This is a genomic window from Streptomyces sp. NPDC088246, assembly GCF_044741025.1.
In the GTDB taxonomy this organism is placed as follows: domain Bacteria; phylum Actinomycetota; class Actinomycetes; order Streptomycetales; family Streptomycetaceae; genus Streptomyces.
The window spans coordinates 1-16,560 of record NZ_JBIURV010000014.1 but is presented as its reverse complement, the minus strand read 5'-3'; the positions used below and the strand labels follow the sequence as shown (position 1 = coordinate 16,560).

19 protein-coding genes are annotated in these 16,560 nt (G+C 67.0%); 10 read left to right on the top strand and 9 right to left on the bottom strand.

Annotation, left to right across the window (positions count from 1 at the left end):
* The first annotated feature begins 68 nt into the window (after positions 1 to 68).
* Positions 69 to 1,391, top strand: coding sequence for a YibE/F family protein (locus ACIPEK_RS20360; protein ID WP_401997858.1), 1,323 nt, complete (start codon positions 69 to 71; stop codon positions 1,389 to 1,391).
* A gap of 80 nt (positions 1,392 to 1,471) precedes the next feature.
* On the opposite strand, the gene ACIPEK_RS20355 is transcribed toward ACIPEK_RS20360, so the two are convergent.
* The 4 genes from ACIPEK_RS20355 to ACIPEK_RS20340 form a co-directional block, all read right to left on the bottom strand.
* On the bottom strand, positions 1,472 to 1,909 hold the full coding sequence (locus ACIPEK_RS20355) for an SsgA family sporulation/cell division regulator (RefSeq protein WP_093895105.1): 438 nt from the start codon (positions 1,907 to 1,909) through the stop codon (positions 1,472 to 1,474).
* A 101-nt stretch (positions 1,910 to 2,010) separates the two neighbouring features.
* Positions 2,011 to 2,781: an IclR family transcriptional regulator gene (locus ACIPEK_RS20350; RefSeq protein ID WP_401997855.1), complete on the bottom strand. Its 771-nt coding sequence runs from the start codon at positions 2,779 to 2,781 to the stop codon at positions 2,011 to 2,013.
* A gap of 242 nt (positions 2,782 to 3,023) precedes the next feature.
* Positions 3,024 to 3,236 carry a DUF5326 family protein gene (locus ACIPEK_RS20345; RefSeq protein WP_093895169.1) on the bottom strand — a complete coding sequence of 71 codons (213 nt, stop codon included), beginning with the start codon at positions 3,234 to 3,236 and terminating at the stop codon, positions 3,024 to 3,026.
* A 156-nt stretch (positions 3,237 to 3,392) separates the two neighbouring features.
* The gene (locus tag ACIPEK_RS20340) at positions 3,393 to 3,710 is read right to left on the bottom strand and encodes a cupin domain-containing protein (RefSeq protein WP_383071135.1); all 318 of its coding nucleotides are present in this window, start codon (positions 3,708 to 3,710) and stop codon (positions 3,393 to 3,395) included.
* 68 nt (positions 3,711 to 3,778) lie between these two features.
* On the opposite strand from ACIPEK_RS20340, the gene ACIPEK_RS20335 reads away from it, so the two are divergent.
* From ACIPEK_RS20335 to ACIPEK_RS20320, 4 genes are all read left to right on the top strand, one after another.
* Positions 3,779 to 4,156, top strand: coding sequence for a phage holin family protein (locus ACIPEK_RS20335; protein WP_327274108.1), 378 nt, complete (start codon positions 3,779 to 3,781; stop codon positions 4,154 to 4,156).
* A gap of 66 nt (positions 4,157 to 4,222) precedes the next feature.
* Complete coding sequence (locus tag ACIPEK_RS20330) at positions 4,223 to 5,353, top strand: cystathionine gamma-lyase (protein ID WP_401997850.1); 1,131 nt, start codon at positions 4,223 to 4,225, stop codon at positions 5,351 to 5,353.
* 193 nt (positions 5,354 to 5,546) lie between these two features.
* Complete coding sequence (locus ACIPEK_RS20325) at positions 5,547 to 6,443, top strand: LysR family transcriptional regulator (protein ID WP_401997847.1); 897 nt, start codon at positions 5,547 to 5,549, stop codon at positions 6,441 to 6,443.
* 63 nt (positions 6,444 to 6,506) lie between these two features.
* Positions 6,507 to 6,986, top strand: coding sequence for an NUDIX domain-containing protein (locus ACIPEK_RS20320; RefSeq protein ID WP_401997844.1), 480 nt, complete (start codon positions 6,507 to 6,509; stop codon positions 6,984 to 6,986).
* A 19-nt stretch (positions 6,987 to 7,005) separates the two neighbouring features.
* Here ACIPEK_RS20320 and ACIPEK_RS20315 read toward each other — a convergent pair whose 3' ends face one another.
* The gene (locus tag ACIPEK_RS20315) at positions 7,006 to 8,184 is read right to left on the bottom strand and encodes a globin domain-containing protein (protein ID WP_401997841.1); all 1,179 of its coding nucleotides are present in this window, start codon (positions 8,182 to 8,184) and stop codon (positions 7,006 to 7,008) included.
* A 397-nt stretch (positions 8,185 to 8,581) separates the two neighbouring features.
* Here ACIPEK_RS20315 and ACIPEK_RS20310 point away from each other — a divergent pair, with 397 nt between their 5' ends.
* Positions 8,582 to 9,109, top strand: a complete 528-nt coding sequence (locus ACIPEK_RS20310) for a DUF2269 domain-containing protein (protein ID WP_401997838.1) — start codon at positions 8,582 to 8,584, stop codon at positions 9,107 to 9,109.
* Positions 9,110 to 9,114: 5 nt separating this feature from the next.
* Complete coding sequence (locus tag ACIPEK_RS20305; protein WP_401997835.1) at positions 9,115 to 9,984, top strand: GNAT family N-acetyltransferase; 870 nt, start codon at positions 9,115 to 9,117, stop codon at positions 9,982 to 9,984.
* Between the two features lie 44 nt (positions 9,985 to 10,028).
* Here ACIPEK_RS20305 and ACIPEK_RS20300 read toward each other — a convergent pair whose 3' ends face one another.
* Together ACIPEK_RS20300 and ACIPEK_RS20295 are read right to left on the bottom strand one after the other, a co-directional pair.
* Positions 10,029 to 10,454, bottom strand: coding sequence for a heme-binding protein (locus ACIPEK_RS20300; RefSeq protein WP_401997833.1), 426 nt, complete (start codon positions 10,452 to 10,454; stop codon positions 10,029 to 10,031).
* Positions 10,455 to 10,512: 58 nt separating this feature from the next.
* Positions 10,513 to 11,727 carry an MFS transporter gene (locus ACIPEK_RS20295; protein ID WP_401997830.1) on the bottom strand — a complete coding sequence of 405 codons (1,215 nt, stop codon included), beginning with the start codon at positions 11,725 to 11,727 and terminating at the stop codon, positions 10,513 to 10,515.
* A 140-nt stretch (positions 11,728 to 11,867) separates the two neighbouring features.
* Between ACIPEK_RS20295 and ACIPEK_RS20290 the strand changes: the two genes are divergently transcribed.
* Positions 11,868 to 12,335, top strand: a complete 468-nt coding sequence (locus ACIPEK_RS20290; protein WP_401997827.1) for a MarR family winged helix-turn-helix transcriptional regulator — start codon at positions 11,868 to 11,870, stop codon at positions 12,333 to 12,335.
* Positions 12,336 to 12,418: 83 nt separating this feature from the next.
* Positions 12,419 to 12,871, top strand: coding sequence for a GNAT family N-acetyltransferase (locus ACIPEK_RS20285; protein ID WP_383071115.1), 453 nt, complete (start codon positions 12,419 to 12,421; stop codon positions 12,869 to 12,871).
* 399 nt (positions 12,872 to 13,270) lie between these two features.
* Here ACIPEK_RS20285 and ACIPEK_RS20280 read toward each other — a convergent pair whose 3' ends face one another.
* Both ACIPEK_RS20280 and ACIPEK_RS20275 read right to left on the bottom strand, forming a co-directional pair.
* Positions 13,271 to 14,653 (bottom strand): serine hydrolase domain-containing protein, encoded by a 1,383-nt coding sequence (locus ACIPEK_RS20280; RefSeq protein ID WP_401997824.1) that lies wholly within the window; start codon positions 14,651 to 14,653, stop codon positions 13,271 to 13,273.
* Between the two features lie 88 nt (positions 14,654 to 14,741).
* Complete coding sequence (locus ACIPEK_RS20275) at positions 14,742 to 15,326, bottom strand: dihydrofolate reductase family protein (RefSeq protein ID WP_401997821.1); 585 nt, start codon at positions 15,324 to 15,326, stop codon at positions 14,742 to 14,744.
* A 125-nt stretch (positions 15,327 to 15,451) separates the two neighbouring features.
* Between ACIPEK_RS20275 and ACIPEK_RS20270 the strand changes: the two genes are divergently transcribed.
* Entirely contained in the window at positions 15,452 to 16,051 is a 600-nt protein-coding gene (locus ACIPEK_RS20270; protein ID WP_401998203.1) for a TetR/AcrR family transcriptional regulator, read from the top strand.
* Positions 16,052 to 16,560: the final 509 nt, after the last annotated feature.

Genomic DNA, 16,560 nt, shown 5'->3' with positions numbered 1-16,560 from the left:
TCCTCCACGCTAGCGCCCTGCCCGGCGTAATGAACAGAGGGCCCTTCTCTTCTTGCGATGATCGGCCGGTGACGTCCCCCCATACCGGCCCCGAACGGCAGGGCCATCAGCACGGCCACTCCCACAGCCATGGCCCTGCCGAGCCCGTATCCAAACATCTGCGCAAGGTCATCGCGGCCGTGCTGATCCCGTTCGCCACCGCGGTCGTCGTCGGCCTGGCGGTGCTCTGGCCGGGCGGCGCGCCCCCGCACGAGCGGACCGGTGTCGGCTTCGACCGGCAGACCCAGCAGGGAAAGGTGGTGAATATCGACAAAGTGGACTGCAAGGACGTGAATGCTGCCCAGGCACCCATCAGCGGCGAAACCACCCCGCCGCCGGGTAGCGGTCCCGGGCTGTGCGAGCAGGCCACCGTCGAGGTGACGACCGGTCACGACAAGGGCCGGACCTTCGTCGAGATCGTCCAGCCGGACGCACCCCGTCAGTTGCGCGAAGGGCAGGGCGTGGTCGTGGCGTACGCCCCCGACGCACCCCGTGATCTGCAGTACTCGGTGACGGATGTGAACCGGAAGTTCCCGATGACGCTGCTGGCCGGGATCTTCGCCCTGGTCGTGATCGCGGTGGGCAGGATGCGTGGGGTGATGGCACTGGTCGCACTCGCCGTGTCGTTCGCCGTGCTGACCCTGTTCATTCTCCCGGCCATCCTCCAAGGCTCGAATCCACTGCTCGTCGCGGTGGTCGGGGCCAGTGCGATCATGCTGATCGCGCTCTACATGTGCCACGGCCTGACCGCCCGCACGTCGGTCGCGGTGATCGGCACACTGATCTCACTGCTGCTGATCGGGCTGCTCGGGTCGCTCTTCATCGGCTGGGCAAGCCTGACCGGCAACACCGACGACAGCACCGGCCTCATCCACGGCCTGTACCCGCACATCGACATGAGCGGCCTGCTGCTGGCCGGTGTCATCATCGGCTCGCTCGGGGTGCTCGACGATGTGACGGTCACCCAGACATCGGCGGTCTGGGAGCTGCACCAGGCGAACCCGACGATGGGTGCTCGGGGGCTCTACCGGGCAGGGATCAGGATCGGGCGTGATCACATCGCGTCGGTCGTCAATACGCTGGTGCTCGCCTACGCGGGCGCCGCACTGCCGCTGCTGCTGCTGTTCTCGATCGCCCAGAGCAGCGTGGGGACGGTGGCCAACAGCGAGCTGGTGGCGGAGGAGATCGTACGAACGCTGGTCGGTTCGATCGGACTGGTCGCCGCGGTGCCGGTGACGACGGTGCTCGCGGCGCTGGTGGTCTCCGCGGACCGCACAGGGGTCGGCGCGGAAGCCGGAGCTTCGGCACCCGTACGGACCGGGAAGGGCCGTCGTCGTAGGACAAAGCCTTGAACGCCTCCTCACGGAGAGCGATTCACCCATTCGGCAGGTGTTGTGTTCGACCGGCGGGCCGATCGGCGGCGCCGTCCTCCTCAGCCGGCGTTCTGTTCCTCGGCGAGGATCCGGCCCAAGGCCTCTTCCAGGTTGCCCTCGAAGTCACCCAGCGTGCACTCCTGCCCGAGCGGCACGAGTTTGTCCGTCCGGTCGAGGAAGGCCACAAGTGGTGCCGTACCGGCCCTGAAGAGGGCGCGATCCGTGCCCACCTGAAGTCGGATATGTACATCGGACAGCCCCTCGGGCTCCGTGGGCCCGATATGCACATCACCGTCGCCACTGGGGCTGTTGAGGCCGTCGAGCAGCAGCTCACGGCCGAATGCCCAGGTGACGGGGGCGTCGCCGGGCAGATGGAACGTCATCCGGATCGCATACGGATCGCACACTTCGTACCGGAGCTCCACCGGGATCCGGAAAGAGAGTTCCTCGGAGACGAGGAAGCTCATCATGACCTCAGCTTGAACCGACTCGCGCATCGTCCAACCCCGCAGTAGATGAATCTGGCCAGGAATGATCCCCCATGGCCCTATTGACGCCATCGTGGTGCACGCGATAGCAGATCACAAGGAGTGATTTTTCAGATACTGATAGAGAACACGAACGAGCGCAAGAGGCTGGCAACTTCGCCACGTAGTTGTTCGACTGCGGGGAGCAACCGTTCTTCCTGCTCCAGGGGTACCGAAATCGCCATCGCGGCGGCAGTGAATCCGGCTGTGATCGGGATGGCTGCGCAGACCGTGCCCAAGGCGTACTCCTGTCGCTCGATGACAGGTTCCATTCGCTCCAACGACCGCAATCGTTCAAGAAACGCCGGGCGGTCCCTCACCGAGTAGCGGGTCAACGGCCGCACAGGGTGACGGTCCAGATGGTCCTCGCGGGCCTTCTCGTCGAGCTGGCTCAGCAGACACTGACCGATCGCATGGGCGTGCCCGGTCTCCCGGAAGGATGCCCACTCGTCCACCGCGGGTGTGGCGGGGCCGTCGGCGACCGCGATGAGTTCGATCTCACCCTCGCGGTAGACGGCGCAGTACACCGGTGCGCCGATGGTGTCGCGCCAGCGGCTCAGCGACTCGGTCATTCTGCTGCGACGATTCTGCAGCGAACCCTCGTCGACCAGACGCTCGGCGGCGGTCCCGAAGAGGAACACGCCGTTCTCCCGACGCAGATAGCCCTCATGGGTCAGGGTGCGCAGCAGATGGTAGGCAGTGGGGAGGGGAAGGCCCGCTTCCCTGGCCAACTGTTTCGCGGGCGCCCCGTCTCGATGGGCGCCCACAGCTTCCAGCAGCCTCAGCGCTCGCTGGACCGAACCGATCAGCGTCGGGACAGCAGCGCTCGATGCCGTGGTCAACGGTCACCCCCAGGCATGGTGACGGGCGGTCAGCCCGCCTGTGGGGGCCGCCCCCACAGACCGCCGCATGACTGGGATCCGGAGGCCGAACGCCGTACAAACCACTGGTCAGGGTGGTAACGGACAGTAAATTCCCAGGTGGTGGCAGCGGACTGCCACCATATCGGCCGCATCCGTAAGGGGTCTCGTTTCGTCTTGCACTTAGCTCAGCTGGGCTAATCCCCGGTCGGCTTCCGATCGTCCTACCAGTCGCTGCGCGAGGAAGAGGACGACATGAACTTGCGTACGACGAAAACGAGTCCGCCGACCAGGATCACGAAGACCAGAACCTTGAAGAGCAGACCGATCACGAACCCGACCACGCTGGCGATCAGACCGCCGAACACGACGATCGCGATGACTGGCACCGCGATCCACTTCACCCACCAGGGCATCCCCGCGAATATCTCCCGCACGGCCATCGTCCTTGCCTCGTCTCTGTGAGTTCCTGTTTCGATACCTCGATGCTAGAGGCGCAAAGGGGGCCGGCGTGGGTTCCACAGCCCTTGAAGTCCCCTGATCGACCCCTTAGGGATCCCTGAGACCGGAGCCCGGTCCTCCGTAGGAACGGCTCAGCTTTCCGGCGGGGAGAAGACCACCATGACCCGCAGGTCCTCGGTGATGTGGTGGAACTTGTGGGCAACACCGGCGGGTACATACACCACGCTCCCTCTGCCCACCTGCGTGGTTTCCATGCCGACCGTGATCGAGGCGCGGCCGCTGACGATGAAGTAGACCTCGTCCTCCTGGTGCGGCTGCTGCGGGTCGAGTTCGCCGGCATCCAGTGCGTACAGGCCGACGGACATGTTCCGTTCCTTCACGAACTGCAGATACGCACCGTCGTTGGCAGCCCGTTCCGCTTCCAGTTCGTCCAGTCTGAATGCCTTCATGGCCCGTCCGCCCCTTGCCTCTGCCCTGCCGGTGTCCGTCACCGATCATGTCTGCCACGATCAGACACATGAAGAATTTCGTAGTCAAGACGATCGCCAACGCAGGTGCGCTGGCCGTGGCCATCTGGCTGCTCCAGGACATCACGCTGAACGGCGGCAGCACCGGGCGCAAGGCGCTCACGCTGATCGTGGTCGCCCTGCTCTTCGGCCTGGTGAACTTTGTGGTCAAGCCGATCGTGAAGCTGCTCACCCTGCCGCTCTTCATCCTCACGCTGGGGCTTATCACCCTGGTCGTCAACGCGCTCATGCTCATGCTGACCTCGTGGCTGGCCGGTCAGTTCAATCTGAGCTTCCATGTCCACGGCTTCTGGACCGCCGTGCTCGGCGGTCTGATCATCTCGATCGTGTCGTGGGCGCTGAACGTAGTCCTGCCCGACGAGGACTGACCGACATCTACTGAAACAGTGCAGGTCGGACCGGTGGCACACCGGGGAGGGAAGTAAGGAAACGGTATGAGCACCATGGGTGACGGAACCCGGGCGGTACGGGCCGGGCTGCCCGAACCGGAGCAGTTCGAGCCCACCCTGCCCGGACCGGTCTTCGCCGCGCACTTCCATCTCTCCGGTGAACCGACCGGTCCGTACACCTACGGTCGGGACACCAATCCGACCTGGACGCATCTGGAACGCGCCATCGGCGAGCTGGAGGCGCCGGGGGAACCGGTCGAGACCACGGTCTTCGCCTCCGGGATGGCGGCGATCTCGGCCGTGCTGCTGTCCCAGGCACGCACCGGCGATGTGGTCGTGCTGCCCGATGACGGCTATCAGGCGCTGCCGCTGGTGCGTGAACAGCTGGAGGCGTACGGCGTCGAGGTCCGGACCGCGCCGACCGGCGGCGATGCCCAGCTGGCGGTCCTCGAAGGAGCCAAGCTGCTGTGGATCGAGACCCCGTCCAATCCTGGGCTCGATGTCTGCGACGTACGCCGGCTCGTCGACGCCGCACACGCGGCCGGCACTCTGGTGGCTGTCGACAACACCCTCGCCACACCGCTCGGCCAGCGCCCGCTGGAACTGGGGGCCGACTTCTCTGTGGCCAGTGACACCAAGGGCGTGACCGGGCACGGAGACATCCTGCTCGGCCATGTGACCTGCCGCGATCCTGAGCTGGCAGCGGGTGTACGGCGCTGGCGCAAGGTCGTCGGCGCGATTCCGGGACCGATGGAGGCCTGGCTCGCGCACCGTTCGCTGGCCACGCTGGAACTGCGGATCGACCGGCAGTGCGCCACCGCCCTGACGCTGGCCGAGGCACTGGGCAAGCGCCAGGGGGTGACCGGGCTGCGGTACCCCGGCCTGCCCACCGACCCTTCGTATCCGAACGCCGTGCGTCAGATGAGGCGCTTCGGCTCCGTGGTTTCGTTCGTACTGCCTGACCGCGAGCGGGCCGAGCGCTTCCTGACCGAGCTGAGGCTGGTCGACGACGCGACGAGTTTCGGCGGCGTGCGCTCCACCGCCGAGCGGCGAGCACGCTGGGGCGGTGACGCCGTACCAGAGGGTTTCATCCGTTTCTCGGTCGGCGCCGAGAGCTCGGACGACCTGATGGCCGACGTGGAGCGGGCACTGGACGCGGCGCTGGGCGAGACCTGATCCAGCCGGTGGTACGGACGGCCCGAGCCTCCCCCCTCGTGGCTCGGACCGTCCCGGTTCCGAACGTGAAGAACCGCTTGAACAAGGCTAATTGACTCTCCGTCAGTGTCCAATCACGGTAGCGACAGCGACCTATCGACATATTTATAGTTGTACGGGTCCGAAGCGGCGCGAGGGTGGGAGGGGGCAGGACATGGACCTGGCCCTGCTGCGCACATTCATCACGGTGCACCGGGCCGGTTCCTTCACCAGGGCTGCTGCCCTGCTCGGCCTCTCCCAGCCCGCGGTCACCTCGCAGATCCGCACCTTGGAGCGGCAGCTGGGTCGCCCGCTCTTCCTGCGCAGGGCCCGCGGCGTGACCCCGACGACCATCGGTGACGAACTCGCGCACCGGGCGGCGCCCCATCTGGACGCGCTGATCGAGATCGCCGAGACCGAGCTCGACGAGGAGTCGGGCGTACGGACACTGCATCTGGCCGGGCCACCCGAGTTCACGTCGATGCGTGCCCTGCCGGCGCTCACCCCTCTCATCGCCCAGGGCCTGGCTCTGCGCAGTTCGTTCTTCACCAGCGCCGAGGAGATGCTGGACGGACTGGCCGCCGGACATCATGATCTGGCGATTGCGACGGCCCGTCCGCGCGGTGGGCTGCTCACCGCGACTCCGCTCTGCGACGAAGAACATGTGCTGATCGCCGCGCCGCGCTGGGCCGGGCGCCTGGGACCCGGGACCTTGCGGCACAAGGGGCCCGTGGTGCTGGACCAGCTGCCGGTCGTGGAGGTGCACGAGAGCCTGCCGCTCGTCTCCCGCTACTGGGCCGCCGTCTTCGACAGCCGGCCTGCCGCTGCGGGAGCCGTCATCGCGCCGGATCTCCGGGCGGTCCTGGAGTGCACGGCAGCGGGCGCCGGACTCGCCGTGCTACCGCGCTATCTGTGCGAGGGGGCACTGGAAAGGGGCGAGGTGGTGGCGCTCCTCGACCCTCCCGTGCCTCCGCTGCGCACCTATTTCGTGGCCGTGCGGACCGGCACGCTCGCGCTGCCGCACATAGCGCGGGCGCACGAGTGGCTGCTGCGCGCTGCCGCCGACTGGTGAGCGCGGGGCGGTCCGGCGCGGGTCAAGTGTTTCAGAACCGGTTCCATGGGCCACTCTCTTGCCATGACCGAACGTCCTGTGGTCAAGCGCACCGCACGTGCCATCCTGCTCGACGGCAACGACCTCATCCTCATCAAACGCACCAAGCCCGGGGTGGATCCGTACTGGCTCACGCCGGGTGGCGGGGTCGAACCCGAGGACGCAACCGTCATCGACGCCCTGCACCGTGAGGTGGACGAGGAGCTCGGCGCCAAGATCACCGATGTGGTCCCCTGTTTCGTCGACACCGTGGAGCACATCGAGGGCGGCGGAGTGAAGGGCGTCAAAGTGCAGCACTTCTTCGTCTGCCGGCTGGAGTCGATGGACCTGTCCCGGCGCCATGGCCCCGAGATCGAGGATCCTTGCGGGGAGTACGACGTCGTACGGGTGCCGTTCAGCCGGATGGGGATCGCTGCCGTTCATCTCGTACCGCTGTCGCTGCGGCACTACCTGGACGGCAATATCGAGGGCGTACGGGCGATGCACGCGCCCGACCTGGGCTGACCGGCTGCCGCTCCCGGGTTCAGTCGGGGCCGGTGGTCGCGAGTTCCTCGACGGAGTCGTGCCGGATGCGCTCGGCCGGCATGCCGATGCCCCTGAGCACATCCACGCTGCTGCGGATCATGCCGGGCGGGCCCGAGAGATAGGCGTCGTACTCGTGCCACGGGCCGCACTGGCGCACGGCCTCGGGCAACAGCCCCTTCAGACCCCCCTCCGTTCCCGGGCCGGTGGAGACCACCGGCCGCACCTCAAGCCAGGGATAGGTCTTCTGGAGCCGCATCATCGTGTCGATGTCGTACAGGTCGTGATCGCTACGTGCCCCGTAGAAGACCTCCACGGGACGCCGGTCGCCATGCTCCGCAACGTCCTCGACGAGCGCCTTGATGGGCGCAATGCCCGTGCCGCCGCCCAAGCAGAGCAGACCGGTGTGGGTGGAGTGGTCGACCGTCATCGAGCCCGTGGGTGGGCCAAGGCGCAGGATGTCGCCGGGCCGGGCCCGGTGCACCAGGGCGTTGGAGACCCAGCCGGCCGGAACTGCCTTGATGTGGAAGGTGAGCAGACCGTCCGGGCGGGGCGCCGAGGCGAAGGAATAATGCCGCCAATTCCGGGGCCACCACGGGGTCTCCATCGCCACGTACTGGCCTGCGAGGAAGGAGTAGGCCTGGTCGGGACGGACCGTGAGGATCGCTATGTCACGGGTCCTTAGGTCGTGGGAGACGACCTCGGCATGCCACCGGGCGGGAGCCCGCTGCTCGTCCTCGGCAGCCGCGTCGATCATGATCTGCGAAATCGCGGTGTAGGCACGGACCCACGCCGCTTCGGTCTCTGCGTCCCAGGTGGTGGGCGCGTAGCGGCTCAACGCGCCGAGGAGTGCCTCGCCCACAGCGGGATAGTGCGCAGGCAGTGTGCCGTACTTGCGGTGCCCCCGGCCCAGTTCTCCGAGATACTCGGCCAGCGCATCGGGGTCGTCCAGCCGGTCCGCCGCGGTGAGGACCGCGCGGAGAAGACGGTCGCGCTGGACATCCATCGCGACCGGAAAAAGGTCGCGCAGATCGGGGTTCCGGATGAAGAGCAGGGCGTAGAAGTACGAGGTTGCCTGATCCGCGACGGGCGAGATCTCGGTCAGGGTGCGGTGGACCAGGGTCGCGTCGGGAGATCTGTCCGTTCCGTCTTCGGTCCACCTGGTGGCCGGAGCATCCATACTGTGCCTCGCCTCGAAGGTCTTCTGGTCGCCTTACACACCCACTCGCGGCCCGCGGGCCCTTGTCTGCGGGCGTAGTCGGGTCCTGCCCGCGGTCCCTCACCCCAGCATGCCTTGCCACGAACGCAGACCGGACAAATAGCGGGAAGTCCGGGTATCCGAACCGGTTTTCCCGTTACGCTCCTTTGCCTCATGGCCGAGCCGTGAATCCACAACAGTCGCTCACATCCACATCAGCGCGGGAGTTTGCACCAACCGATTCAGCCGAGAGGAGTGCGCACCAACTCGCCTCACCGGCAAGGCTGCAGAACGGTGGGCGCTGTACGCCGAGGCGAGTACGCGCGGTTACTCCCGCTGTCAGACGCCCGATTACCCCATTCCCGGCACCGTGTTTCACGTGAAACCACTCAAACGCTCCGCTCGCCGCAGCCTTCTCGTCGCGCATGTCGCGGTATCCGTGAGCTGGCTGGGACTGACCGTCGGACTACTGACGCTCGGAATCACGGCCTTCCTCACCGGCGACCCCACCACCGCGCAGGCCGCCACCCGCGCCATGAAGATTTTCGGAGACTGGCTGATCATCCCGGTCGCCCTGCTCTCCCTGCTCAGCGGCCTCGTCCTGGCTCTCCGTACGCCTTGGGGACTGGCCAGGCACCGGTGGGTCTGGACAAAATTCTGGCTGACCCTGATCACTGCGGCACTGTCGATCTTCTCGTTGCGCCCCGGCATCAACGAGGCGGCGACGCGTGGCGCTGTCGATATCGACCTGGTGGTCGCTCCGTCGGTGGCGACGGCAACGTACCTGTTCATCACCGCGGTATCAGTGCTGAAGCCCTGGGGATTGACCCAGCGCGGCCGACGGCTGCGCATCCTGGCCGGAGCCGGTAAAGGAGTGGACGAACAATCACCGCGTCGGAGAGTCTGACCTTCATGCTCACCCCGCTGCCCCGCCCGCTCGCCGAATTGCCTGTCCGGCGTCTCACCCTGGGTGACCTGGTCGCCTGCGCCGATCTCTGCGAGGACCGCGCATGGCCACGCGATGAGCACAGGTGGGGTCTGCTCCTCGCCGCAAGTACCGGCTATGGCATGGACGACCCCGGAGGCAAAGGCCTGATGGCCGCTTGTGTAGTGACCTCCTACGGCCCACGGCTGGCTGCCATCGGCATGCTGCTCGTCGCCGAGCGATATGCGCGACAGGGAGTCGCCCGCCATCTGATGCGCCATGTGATCGACGAGGCCGCAGGCACCCCGCTCAGCCTGTACGCGACACCCGCGGGACAACCGCTCTACGAACAGCTCGGCTTCACGGCAGTGGGCCGCGTCGAGCGGGTCATTGGGTTCTTCCGGCCGACCGGCGACAGAGCGTCCGCTGTCACCGTCCGTCCGGCCACGGCGGAGGACCTGCAAGCCATGGTCCGGCTGGACACGGACGTCTTCGGCTCCGACCGGACGCATGTGCTCGCCCGGCTGCCCGCGTATGCCGACCACATCCGGGTCGCGGAGAACGACGGAAAGCTCGTCGGTTACGCAGCAACCTGGCCGAGCGCTCATACGCATGTGGTCGGCCCGCTCATCGCACCCGACACCGACACCGCTCAGGCACTCGTCGCATCGCTCGCAGAGGCGACGGATCTACGGTTGCGCGCGGACATCGACGCGCGCCATGCGGAGCTGCTCGACTGGTTCGAGGAGTGCGGTCTGCAAAGAGATTCCGGAACCACGGTGATGACTTATGGAACCTCGGACCTGCCGGGCGATTGGACCCGTCGCTACGCTCCGCTGACCGTAGCGACGGGCTGACCCACGCGGCTTTGAACTGACACCGAGCGTGGTCGGTGCGAGCGTCAGGCGAGAGCCTTCACCGCAGCCGTCGCGAAGCCGTGGTCCTGGTCGGGAGCGCCTCCGCCGACGCCGATGGAGCCGATGAGCCGACCGTCGCGGTGGACCGGGACACCACCGGCAATGAAGAGCAGCGGACGGTCGAGGGCGGTCGGCAGGGTGTGGAAGAGCCCGCCCGGCTGGACCGCGTCCACGAGGTCGGCGGTGGGGGCGTTGAGCTGAAGGGCCGTGTATGCCTTGCGGGTGCTGGACTCACCCGCGATGAGAACGGCCCGGTCATCCCGCCGGAAGGCCAGCAGATGGCCGCCAGCGTCGAGGATCGTGACAGCAACGGCGACACCGGCGGCTTCGGCGGCGCCGCGGGCCGCTTCGATGAGCGCCTCGGCGTCCGGGGTGGTCAGCGGGGCGACGGCGACAGTGGTGGTGCTCATGGGGGTGTCTCCTTGGTGCGATGTGGTGCTGTGTGTGAGGGGAGTGGTGTGAGGGGGGTCAGCGCTGGGGCGCGGGGGTCGCGAGCGGTTCAGGACTGTGCTGGGCGACGAGTCGGCCCCGGGAGACCTTGCTGCGGCGTTCCAGAGCGCTGGAGACGACCGCAAGGACCAGGGCGGAGGCGGCCAGAGCGGCGCCGACCCAGTTGGGTGCGGTGTAGCCGAGGCCGGCTGCGATGACGAGGCCACCGAGCCATGCCGACAGCGCGTTGCCGAGGTTGAAGGCACCGATGTTGACGGCGGAGGCGAGGGTCGGAGCACCGGCTGCCTGGTCGAGCACCCGCTTCTGCAGCGGCGGCACTGTGGCGAAGCCCAGGCCCCCGATCAGCACGATGGTGACGGCCGCTGCGATCTTGTTGTGGGCGGTCAGGGTGAACAGGGCCAGAACCACGGCGAGGGCACCGAGCGACACGTACAGCATCGGCATCAGATGGCGGTCGGCGAACTTGCCGCCCAGCAGATTGCCGCCCACCATGCCCAGACCGAAGAGGACCAGCAGCCAGGTGACGGAAGACGCGGAGTATCCGGCGATCTCGGTCATCATCGGGGTGATGTAGGTGATCGCGGCGAAGACTCCGCCGAAGCCCAGCACGGTCATCGCCATGGCGAGCAGGACCTGCACATTGCGGAACGCTGCCAGCTCGTGGCGGAGCCGTACGCCCTCGGGACGGGGCTGTTCGGGGACGAGCCTGGCCACACCGAGGAGGCCGATGACACCGAGCGCGGCGACGACGAAGAATGTGGTCCGCCAGCCGACGCTCTGTCCGATGTAGGTGCCCAGCGGTACGCCGACGACGTTGGCGACGGTGAGACCCGTGAACATCATGGCGATCGCGCCGGCCTTCTTCTGCGGGGCGACCAGATCGGCCGCCACGACCGATCCGATGCCGAAGAAGGCGCCGTGGGCGAGGGAGGCGATCACGCGGCCGGCGACCATCACGCCGAAGACCGGGGCGACGGCGGAGACCACGTTGCCCACGACGAACAGCCCCATCAGCAGCATGAGCATGCGCTTACGGGTGACGCGGGTGCCGAGGACCGTCATCAGCGGTGCCCCGAGGACGACACCGAGGGCGTATCCCGTGACGAGGAATCCTGCGGTCGGGATCGAGACCTGGAAGTCCGCAGCAACCTCGGGGAGCAATCCCATGATCACGAACTCGGTGGTTCCGATACCGAAAGCCCCAATGGCGAGGGCGAGGAGCGCGAGCGGCATGGGTTTCACCTTCCCTGACGATTACATCTGCGCCTTACGAGCGTCCACAATAATTGCAAACGCTCACTAATTGCAAACGCGGGCTATTGTGGACGTCGCCTATCCTGGACGCAAGCAGCTCCGAGACGGAGAAGAGACCCATGACAGCTACAGACCCCGCACTGACCGCCCTCTCCCAGGGCTGGTGCGCCCTCTCTTTGCTTCACGGGAAGATTGAGGCCCGTATCGAGCGGGCGCTGCAGGCCGGGCACGGCCTCAGCGTGCGGGAGTACTCCCTGCTCGACGTCCTGAGCAGGCAGCACAACGACCCCGGCGGCCATCTCCAGATGAAACAGGTCGCGGACGCCGTCGTGCTCAGCCAGAGCGCCACCACCCGCCTGGTCACCCGCCTCGAGGACCGCGGACTGCTGACCCGGTATCTCTGCGACACCGATCGCCGCGGCATCTACACCGATGTCACCGAGGCCGGCCTCACCCTGCTCGCCGAGGCCCGGCCGACCAATGACACCGCACTGCGCGCCGCACTCGACGAAGCCGCCAAGAATCCCGAGCTGGCCCCACTCGTCAAGGCGGTCGAAGAGCTTAAGGCCCCCGCACAGGTCGCGTGAGCCGCCGCGCAGCCGCTGAGAGTCCCCCGAGCAGGCCGGGTAATTCCCCGCGCCATCCACGTGATCTGCGTACTCTGCCGCTCATGAGCGATCTGGAAATACGCCCCGCGGCCCTCGCCGACATCCCCGCGATCGTGGCCATGCTCGCCGACGATCCGCTGGGTGCAGAACGTGAGTCGCCGGACGACCTCACCCCTTACCGCGCCGCATTCCGGCGGCTGGCCGACGACCCGGACCAGCACGTGGTCGTCGCCGTGCGCGAGGGCCGCGTCGTCGGAACCCTGCAGCTGACGGTGATCCCTGGACTCTCCCGGCGCGGCTCGACCCGCTCGGTCATCGAAGGCGTCCGTATCCACGCCGCCGAGCGCGGCAGCGGCCTCGGCACCCAGCTGATCGAATGGGCCGTCGACGAATCCCGGCGCCAGGGCTGCCAGTTGGTCCAGTTGACGTCCGATGCGACCCGGACCGACGCTCATCGTTTCTACGAGCAACTGGGATTCACCGCCAGCCACGTGGGCTTCAAGCTCGCGCTCTGACCCCAGTCCGGAGTCCGGGGGCTTGTCTGTGCACCGCATCACTGACGAACGGCGCAGGATCAGGCTCGGGCGGCAACATCTCCTGGCCCTGTCCGTACGGACCGCGTCCCCGGTGTCCGTGGCCGATGCGGTCGTCGCTCTGCACGCCACCGGCACCGCCACCGTCTTCCTTTCCGGGGACGCCCGGATGTCCGAGGCACAGCGAGCCAATGGCGAGCCGGTCTGGCGGCTGCTGTCCGACATCGACCGGGATGCCACCGCCGTGGTCGAGGCGGAAGCATCCCGGCTGTCGCCATGGGTGGGCCAAGCACGGATCACTCCACGCTTTCGTACCCCCATTGGAACGGGAGTTGACGGCCCGAGCCGACCACCCCGCCCGTTTCACGTGAAACGTGGTACTCAGGCCCCGAGGCCCCGCCACCCGCCCTCGTCCACACCGCCGGGGACGGCCGCTGTGGCGTCGTACGGCTCCCGTGTGAAGACGAACGAACCCAGGTCGAGATGGTTCACGCTGCCGTCGCCGTTCCGGACGATACGCAGCGTCTCCCCCGCGTAATAGCCGTTGCGACCGACCCAGGTGCCGTCGGGCTGTGCGGTGAATCGGGCACCGCGGCCATTGCCACGCAGGGGCTCAAGGTCCAGCCCACCGTCCGAAGTCAGTCGCAGGATGTTCGTGTTTGTGCCCCAGTACCAGGGACCGGTCAGAGCGAGCAGCTCCGCGTCCGCTTCGGGCAGCGGGCGCCAGGGCTCCGGAATGCGGGGCTCGGCCTCGGCGACGATCTTTACGAGGTCGGCGGCAACACCGCCGACCATCAGCCCCGACGTGGTGTTGGTGAGAACGACGGCCGCTACATCGTCCTCGACGCTGACCCACAGGGCGGCCAGGAAGCCGGGCAGCGAGCCTGTGTGCCCGAAGAGCGTGCGACCGTTCCGCCGCCCGAGCTGAAGCCCCAGACCGTAATTGGACTCCCATTCACCGGACTCGGTCGGCGCGGACGGTTCGCGCATCTGCTCCACGGATGCGGCACAGAGCACCCGGTCGTCCCCTCCGGCGAGAAAGGCCGCGAAGCGGAGGAGGTCGCCGGTGGTGGACCAGAGCTGGCCGGCCGGGGCCATCAGCCCGAGATCCTCGGTCGGCTCGGGCAGCATGACATCCGCCCAGGGATACACGGCCCAGCCGCCTGCGTGCGGCGCCTGCGGCTGGGGGCTCGTGCGGTGCATGCCCAGCGGTTCCAGGACCTCGCGTCGAAGCACCTCGGCCCAGCTCGCCCCGCGCACCTTCTCGACCAGCGCGCCCAGCAGTGTGTAGCCCGGGTTCGAGTAGTGGTGACGGCGGCCTGGAGTGTGCATCCTCGTCTGCTCGCCGAGTACATCGGCAAGCTCGGGCCTCAGTGTGCCCGGAGTCCTCTCCCACCAGGGCGCAGGTGACTCGGCACCCAGTCCCGCGCTGTGGCCCAGGAGTTGGTGGACAGTGACTCCACCGACGCCCGTGCCGGGCAGATGCTTCTCCAGCGGGTCGTCCAGATCCAGAAGTCCCTCGTCGCGCAGCCGCAGAACCAGCACGGCCGTGAAGGTCTTGGTGATTGAGCCGATCCTGAACTGGGTTTCTGCGTCGGGGGCATGGCCGTCCACACAGCTGCGGGAGCCGCTCCAGACGGTCTGCCCCTGCCTCTGTACTGCGGCGACGAGCGAGGGCGCCCGGCCTTCTGACTGTGCGGTGGCGATGCGGTGCAGCAGAGCACGCTGCGTACCAGGGAGCAACTGTTCAGATGGGGAGGTCATGCTCAACAACTACCCGCAGAACCCAAGCCGTGGCGAGCCCATTTCGCAGCATCTGGACCACGCACCGCCATCGCCACCGGACGCCCGGTCAGCGCGTACGGCTGTAGGTCCTGACCAGGGCGCCGTTGCCGAAGGCACGAACCGAGTCCAGCGCGAACACGGTGGGCGCGGAATCCGATCCGAACATCGGCATGCCCGATCCGTAGACCAGCGGATACGTCTTGATCACCAGCTCGTCGATCTCGTCGATCAGCTCTCCGGCGAGCTGGGAGCCACCACAGAGCCAGATCCCGAGCTCGCTGTTCTCCGCCTTGAGTTCCCGGACCCTTGCGACCACGTCGTCGGAGATGAGCTCGACATTCGGGTCGGGTGACTCCTTGAGAGTCCGCGAAGCGACGATCTCGCGCAGCTGGGCGTACGGGCTGGTGATGTTGACGTCCAGCGCCAGTTGATAGCTGGCCCGCCCCTGGATCACGGTGTCGAACCGCTGGTTCTCGACGCCGTGAAAGCCGAGCAGCTTGCGGCCCTCGGTCGAAATCGTCTCCGGGTACTGCGTTTTCAGGAACTCAAGGAACTCCTCGTTCACGAACTGATACATGGACGACGCGTCACCGCTCGGGTCTCCGATGAAACCGTCGATGGAGCAGGCGACGAAGTAGGTCAGCTTGCGCACACGATCCCCGTTCCGTTGCGGCGTATCCGAGCCACAACCACTTCAGCTAGAGTGCTTCATGTGTAGTGGTTATGCAATCCCTTTCCGCGAAAGAGCCGAAGAAGAAGATCAAGGAAGGCATACGCATGGTCAGGAACCCCGAGCGCAGAACAGCGCTCGTCGATGCCGCCATCGAAGTACTGGCGGACGAGGGCGCGCGAGGGCTCACGTTCCGCGCGGTCGATGCACGCGCCGACGTCCCGGTGGGCACGTCGTCCAATTACTTCGCCAACCGTGACGACCTGTTCATGCAGGCGGCCGCCCGTATCACCGTCCGGATGACACCGGACCCGGCCAAGGTCGAGGAGGCCATGCGCCCGACACCCTCGCGTGAGCTGGTCGCCGACCTGATGCGATGGCTGGTGCAGCGCATGGAGGACGACCGCACCGGCTACCTCGCCATGCTGGAACTCCGCCTGGAGGCCACTCGCCGACCGGCGCTCCGCAACCGGCTGACGCGGCCCGTCCGTGCCAACTTCGACGAGGCCGCCCGGTTCCACCAGGAGGCGGGCCTGCCGGGCGACGCGGACGCCTTCCTGGTGCTCTACCTGGCCATGACGGGCCTGCTGCTGGAGCACTTCACGCTGCCCGACGTCCTCATCGACCCCGAGAGCGATCTCCGGGCCGAAGCCACCCTGAACCGGCTGGTGGGGACGGTGGTCACGCGCGTCATTCCGCCGTCCTGAACCCGTCCCGCACCGGTCGTCCGAGACCGGGAAAGTCCGCAGTACGGCTGACCTGCGGTTCTTCAGCCTGTCTCACGTCATGCCATGGTGGGTTCGTCTCATGGAGCGTGCCATTTTCTCGGGGACCTCGATGGCGGTCAGGACCCCCAGCCGGAATGGGAACGTGCTCGGTCGGCAGTCTCACGGTGATGTCGTAAACGACATCCTTATGGCATCGGCCGTGAGAGCACGACACGGTGCGTGAGACCCCGCAGGACCGTGTAGGTTCTCAGCTTCGATGTCAGATGCCGATGCTGTGACCTGGAGATGTGCTCGCTGTCTCAGGTCGTGTCGTTCAGCTGCAGTCTCAGAGGGTGTTCGGTACCGTTTCATGCTGCCGCGGGCGGTTTCGGGCGGAGGTATTGCCCGATTTGACTCGGGCTCGCGGTCAGCCTGCTGACCATGGAGTTGACCATGGCCCAATGGATCATCGAACGGGACCGCTCCGGCAGCGCCTCGTAATCGCGGTG